Genomic DNA, 5,986 nt, shown 5'->3' on the forward strand with positions numbered 1-5,986 from the left:
TCATTTTCTTTTTCGCATTCTCATACATCATCACATCCACACTAATCAACCATTACTTGATTACTTCTCTCACGACCTCTTTCGCAATTGGCATAATTTCTCCAGCAGTACACGCCACCCAGTACTTCCATGCTCGGTCTCGAAAGATTTTCAACTCCCCTTTTACACTCATCGGATCTCGAGTCAAAACAACATACCCTAAAAATACTTTAACTCCACGCAAGCATTTCATGATAGCAGGAGGCTGCACAGGATTAATATCTCTAATATTTCCATATCTAGAAAAATTCGAGTTTTCCTTCCTATTCTTCGGAGTGTCAACGCTAATTGGTTGCGCATACATTTTTTTCTACATGCGCAATACTGTTTCCGGGCTAAAACAACTAAAACAGCACCAAAAGAAAGAAAATATCATTTTAACCTTCTGCAATCTCGAAGAAATCCGCGATTTAAGAAACGCCTCATGGATAGGTCGTAGTGTGCAATGGATTTTCAAGTAAAAAGCCATGGCCCCCTCGCCCACATTTGAAAGACCAACGTCACACAGCCCAAACACCTAGGATTCGCACAAATGGACCTGGAATCAATATTTGCTCCTCAAAATCGTCGTTTAATCAAACTGACAACACCGACTTTGGAGCTTCAAGAATTACTGCTGGAGAACTTCAATGGCACTGAGGGTCTCTCACTGCTGTTTAACTTTAACCTATCAATGCTCTCCCAAGACCCAGCACTTGAACTCAAGACACTGATCGGCAAACCTGCCTCCTTAGAGATCGAACTTGCCGATGGCGGAGCCCGCCACATGCATGGCTATATCACCCAGTTTGGCAATTCCGGCAGCCAGGGCAACCTGACCCATTATTCGGCAACACTAACCCCTTGGCTGTGGATGCTCGGCAAACGCTTCAACTCGCGCATTTTCCAAAATCAATCCGTCGAACAAGTCATCAGCTCGGTTTTTGCTGACTACACACCGCTTGCCCAATACGAGTTCCGCTTGCTGGGTGATCTGCCGTCACGGAGTTACATCACCCAGTACCGAGAGTCTGATTTGAACTTCGTGCTGCGCTTGCTTGAGAGTGAAGGCCTGTTCTTTTATTTTGAGCACAGTGCCGACCAGCACACCCTGATCATCACCGACGCTTCCAACCTGCTCAAGCCATTGCCGCAGCAGCCCACCATCCGTTATCACAGCACGTCGATCAACGAGACCGCTGACTCGATCTTCCGATGGAGTGGCCATCGCCAGCTGCAGTCTGGAAAGATTGCCGTACAGACATTCGACTACAAACAACCGGATCACCTTTTACCGGTAAATCTGCAAAGCCTGAATCAGCAAGGCGATGTTACCGCGTACGAGATCTATGACTTCCCAGGGCAATACACCCACGCAAGCAGCGCCGACGGGGAGCGTCTGGTACGCCACCGCATCGAAGCCCTGGAAGTACAAGGGAAAATATTCAGTGGCGCCAGCAACTGCCGGGCGATGTGCCCTGGCTTCACCTTTGAACTAACCCAGCACCACGAACATGACCGCGACACGATAGAAGATCGGCAGTTTCAGTTGCTTACCGTGAACCATCAGGGTAGCAACAACTACCTGACCGGCAGTGAGGCTGGCTATCAAAATACCTTCACCTGCATCCGCAAGAAGATCCCTTTCCGTGCACAACCAATGACCCCTCGCCCCACCGTCCACGGCCCGCAAACAGCCATCGTAGTCGGCCCGCCCGGTGAGGAGATCTTCACCGATGACCTGGGCCGGGTGAAGGTCCATTTCCACTGGGACCGTGAGTCACGCGGCGCCAACAGCCAGCGCAAGAAAGAAGAGAGCTCCTGCTGGGTTCGCGTCTCGCAAACCTCAGCCAGCGGAGGCTTCGGCAGCATCCACATTCCCAGGGTTGGCGATGAAGTGGTGGTGTCGTTCCTGGACGGCCAGCCCGACCGCCCACTGATCACCGGCAGCGTTTACAACAGCAAGAACACACCGCCCTGGAGCTTGCCGGCCAACAAGACACAGAGTGGTTTTCTTACCCGCTCGACCAAGGGTTCTGGGGCCAATGCGAACTCGCTGTTGTTTGAAGATAAGCAGGGCAGTGAGCGCATTTCGGTGCACGCAGAGCGAAATATGGACACCGAGGTTGAACATGACGAAAGCCTCAACGTGGGCAACAACCGTGTCACAAACGTAGGCGGTAGCCACACCGAAACGGTCAAGAAAGATGCCGCGATTACAGTGCTGGAAGGTGATTTTACCCTTACCACAACCCAGCAAGGCATTCACCTGTATGCCAAGACAACGGTGATCTTGCAGGTGGGGAACAGCAGCATTGTCATGACCCCTGAAAGCATTGCGCTCAAAGCAGATGCAATTTTCATTGAAGGTAACCAAGGCACCACAGTGCAAGGCAAAACCGTTCACATCAATCAGGATTCCTAAGCCGCCATGATGAGACAACGCAACCTGTACGACCGGCTCAGCGAGAGGCGTTTGGCCGAACACAATGTTCCGACGGTTGAGGCAGATGAGCCTCCTGCGCCCGAGATCGCTGCATCAGCGCAAGACATAACAAGCGAGCTGCAGCCCGAGCACTGCCACCTCATTCTGGCGGGGTTGCAACTGAGGTTTCCGGAGCATCTCGCCCCTACTCGCGCTGAAATCACACTGTACAAACAAGGTCACCCACTCTCGATCAACCTGCAACGGCTCCCAGTTCCGGACAACCATACCCTGGAGCGCGCCATGGACACCGAATGTGCAGAGCTTCAACACCACTGTAAACAACTCCACATCTTGAGACGCAGCGAACGCACGTTGGCAGGCGCCCGCGCCTTGGTGCTCGACTACCGCTTCACAAGCGAGAACGAAGAAAAGCACGGTCGCAGTGTCGGCGCCTTGCTCCCCGTAAACGGGCACACCCACCGGCAATGGTTCTGTATCAGCTGCGTATTCGGATGCCGCCATGAGGCGCTGTCCGATTGGCTTCCCGAATTCGATGCCTTACTCGACACATTGGCCAGTGCTTAACCCCTCCCCATCTTGATTTGCGCAGGATTGTTTTGTCATGGACTACCCACTACCGGAAGGTCGTATCACCCTGCCTCAGGGCTTTGAAGATCGCAGCGTCAACATGTTTATCCTGGGGAGCAGCATCCCTGCTCCACTGAGCATCACCCTCTCACGCGACAACACGTTGCCCGGCGAAGAACTGAGTCCCTACTTCGAACGGCAGATCAAACTGATCAGCGCCAAGTACAAGGGTTACACGGTGCTGAGCCGCTCGGCGGCAGTACTGTCCCAAACCCATCCGCTCCCTGGCTTGCAGGTTGACGCCTATTACTTCAATGACCGTCAGGCCTTTTTCCAGCGCCAGGCTGCGTTCGAAGTGCAGCCAGGGCGAGTACTGGTGTTCTCCACAACACGCCCGGGGGAGTTCAGCGCACAACAAAACACGGATTGGCTCACGCTGTTGAACAGCTTTGTACCCGAACCCGGACTTACTACCATCACTTCCGAGCAGGAGTAGCCCGGCATGTTTGAGGCTGCTCGTTGGGACGATGAAATTGTTCACACCAGTGCATTGACCGGTTTTTTGATTGGGGCCGCTATCGGGTTGGCGATGGTAGCGTTCGCCGCCATCGCCATCGGTACGGGTGGCCTGGGTGCCTGTTTGCTGATAGGCCTGCTTGGCGCGCTCGGCCCCATGATGCCTTCCCTGGGGGAATCGATTGGTAAACACTTCAGCTCGGTAGCAGGACGCATCACCACGACCTCCCGCGACGTATTTATCAATGGCAAGCGTGCAGCCATCGCCAAGTACAGTGAACTGACATGCGACCAGCATTCCGACCCGTTGATTGCCGAAGGATCCTCCAATGTCTTCATCAACAGCTTCCCCGCCGCGCGCAAAGGTGACAAAACCACCTGCGGGGCGACCATCGACGGCGGATCGCCCAATGTATTCATTGGCGGCGGACGCGAACGATACCTGCCGGTGAACGATGAAGTTCCCGCTGAGCTGCGAGTTGCAGTGGATGTGTTAATGGTGTTGGCGTCACTGGTCCGACCAAAAATGCCTGCCATGTCACCACGAAGCCTGCTGGCTGCCATGAAAGCAGCAAAACCATGCATCAAGCGCTACGTGGCTGGATACATCGCCGGGAGCGTGCTGGAGAACTATGTTCTCAGCCCTGCATTGGATCGAGCGGTGGGGGCCATCTTCGGCAATCCAGTCGATGCCACCAACGGTCGCAAGATCTTGCCCGAAGAGCAGGAGACCGACTTCATTCTGCCGGGGCTGATGCCGATCCACTGGTCACGCTTTTATGCCAGCGACTTGAACGTGGATAGCGCATTGGGGCGTGGTTGGGTGCTGCCATGGGAGCAGTCCCTGCACCAGAACGGCGAATTCATCTACCTCTGCGATAACCAAGGCCGCAGCGTCCCCTTTGTCGTGTTGGAGCCAGGCGAACGCATCTACTCCCCCCATGAACGGTTGACCCTGGTGCGCAGCCAGGGCGGCCACTACCTGCTGCAAACCCTGGACAACACCTTCTTCTACTTCGGTGAAGTAACCGAAGACGGCAGCCCTACCCCACTGCTACGCATCGAGAACGCACTGGGCCACTACATCGCGCTGACCTACAACGAGATCGGCCAACTCACCGACGTAACCGCCAGCGGCGGTTGGCGCATGCACTTGCACTATGAGCACCCGATGGGACGCCTGACCGAGGTCAAGCGCGTCGTCGACAACCTGCCCGTGGAAACCCTCGTGCGTTATGGCTACGACGCCAACGGACAGCTCAACCAGGTTATCAACCGCAACGGCGACATGGTTCGCCAGTTCGTCTACGAAGACGGCCTGATGGTCGTTCACCGCAACGCGCTGGGTTTGGCTTGCCAGTACCGCTGGCAACACCTCGGCAGCCAGCCGCGTGTGGTCGAGCATTGGACCAGCGATGGCGAGCACTATCACTTCACTTATGACCTGGAGGCCCGCACTACGCGCATCACCGATGTTTTGCAGCGCGAAGCTCAGGTCACCTATAACCATGACAGCCGGGTCATTGCCAGCCGGGACTTCGGCGGCGAACACTACACGATCGATCTGGATGACTGCGGCAACCTGGTCGGCCTGACGCTGCCGGGCGAACAGCGCCTGGCCTTTCAGTACGATGAATACTCGCGGCTGATCGCCGAAACCGATTCCCTCGGCCGCACCACCGAGTACCGCTATCACTTCAACACCCCGTTGGTCACGCGGGTCCGCGCACCGGACGGCGGCACCTGGCAAGCAGACTATGACCGTGCCGGCAACTTGATCTGCGAAACCGATGCCGTGGGCCAGGTCACGCGGTACGCCAATGGCGACGACGGCCTGCCCCACACCATTACCGACCCACTGCACAAAAACAAGACTTTGAGCTGGAACGCCTTTGCCCAGCTCACCCGCTATGAGGATTGCTCCGGCAAGGTCACCACCTATGACTACGACGACCGCCAACATCTGATCACCGTCACCGATGCCCTGCGCCAAGCCACCCAGTTTCAGTGCACCGCCCAAGGCGAAGTGCTGCGTATCGAACATCCCGACGGCAGCGTAGAAAGCTTCGAGTACAACCCGTTGGGCCAGGTGATGGCCCACACTGACGGCGCTGGCAACGTCACTCGCCTGCACCGCAACGCCCGCGGCCTGCCTACCCAACGCCGTAACGCCGAAGGCCAGCACACCCATTACGAATACGACAAGGCCCAGCGCCTGGTGGCCCTGATTAACGAAAACAACGCCACCTACCGGTTTAACTACGACAGTGCCGACCGACTGATCAGCGAAATGCGCGTCGACCAATTGCAGCGCCAATTCACCTACAACACCAGCGGCCATCTGCTCTGCGTCGACGAAACCGGCCACGACGACAGCGGCGAGCGCCCGCAGCGTCGCACCGACTTCGAACGCGACGCGGCCGGCCGCCTGCTCAG

At 56.0% G+C, this 5,986-nt stretch carries 4 protein-coding genes; all 4 read left to right on the forward strand.

Annotated features, from left to right (window positions below):
• The first annotated feature begins 571 nt into the window (after positions 1 to 571).
• Positions 572 to 2,443, forward strand: a complete 1,872-nt coding sequence (locus Q1V60_RS10765) for a type VI secretion system tip protein VgrG (protein ID WP_300630117.1) — start codon at positions 572 to 574, stop codon at positions 2,441 to 2,443.
• Positions 2,444 to 2,449: 6 nt separating this feature from the next.
• A complete protein-coding gene (locus Q1V60_RS10770) occupies positions 2,450 to 3,031 on the forward strand; it encodes a DcrB-related protein (protein ID WP_300630119.1) in 582 nt (193 codons plus the stop codon).
• A 37-nt stretch (positions 3,032 to 3,068) separates the two neighbouring features.
• Positions 3,069 to 3,530, forward strand: a complete 462-nt coding sequence (locus Q1V60_RS10775) for a DUF1795 domain-containing protein (RefSeq protein WP_300630121.1) — start codon at positions 3,069 to 3,071, stop codon at positions 3,528 to 3,530.
• Between the two features lie 6 nt (positions 3,531 to 3,536).
• Positions 3,537 to 5,986, forward strand: a 2,450-nt coding sequence (locus tag Q1V60_RS10780; RefSeq protein ID WP_300630122.1) for a DUF6531 domain-containing protein, incomplete at its 3' end; no start/stop codon positions are given.

This window comes from Pseudomonas sp., from assembly GCF_030147005.1.
Lineage (GTDB): Bacteria > Pseudomonadota > Gammaproteobacteria > Pseudomonadales > Pseudomonadaceae > Aquipseudomonas.

Bases quoted from the DNA above. Each gene is read 5' to 3' on its own strand.
- Q1V60_RS10765 (WP_300630117.1), top strand. From the start codon at position 572: ATGGACCTGGAATCAATATTTGCTCCTCAAAATCGTCGTTTAATCAAA.
- Q1V60_RS10770 (WP_300630119.1), top strand. From the start codon at position 2,450: ATGATGAGACAACGCAACCTGTACGACCGGCTCAGCGAGAGGCGTTTG.
- Q1V60_RS10775 (WP_300630121.1), top strand. From the start codon at position 3,069: ATGGACTACCCACTACCGGAAGGTCGTATCACCCTGCCTCAGGGCTTT.